This is a genomic window from Photorhabdus africana (genome assembly GCF_035181445.1).
Taxonomy (GTDB): domain Bacteria; phylum Pseudomonadota; class Gammaproteobacteria; order Enterobacterales; family Enterobacteriaceae; genus Photorhabdus; species Photorhabdus laumondii.
In genome coordinates this window covers 1-223 of the sequence record NZ_JAXBVE010000344.1, presented here as the reverse complement: position 1 = coordinate 223, position 223 = coordinate 1, and the positions used below count along the sequence as shown (strand labels likewise).

Below are 223 nucleotides of genomic sequence, written 5' to 3'. Positions count from 1 at the left end.
GCCAATGAAATCGTCAGTAATCATATTCATTCACTGGCAATCTTCAAACAGTGGAACCTCATGGATAACAAACTATTGGCTGATGCAGACGGGCAAAAGTTTGCGACCACGAACAGTACGATACAATCCCGTTATTCCAGAAAGTATCTGGGTAAAGGCCGTGGTATCTCGCTCTACACACTGCTCGCCAATTACGTGGCGGTGAATGCGAAAAATATCGGCC

At 45.7% G+C, this 223-nt stretch carries 1 protein-coding gene; it reads left to right on the top strand.

Features of this window, described 5'->3' with window-relative positions:
- Positions 1 to 9: 9 nt before the first annotated feature.
- On the top strand, positions 10 to 223 hold a 214-nt coding region (locus SLS51_RS25040; RefSeq protein ID WP_369293965.1), incomplete at its 3' end, for a Tn3 family transposase.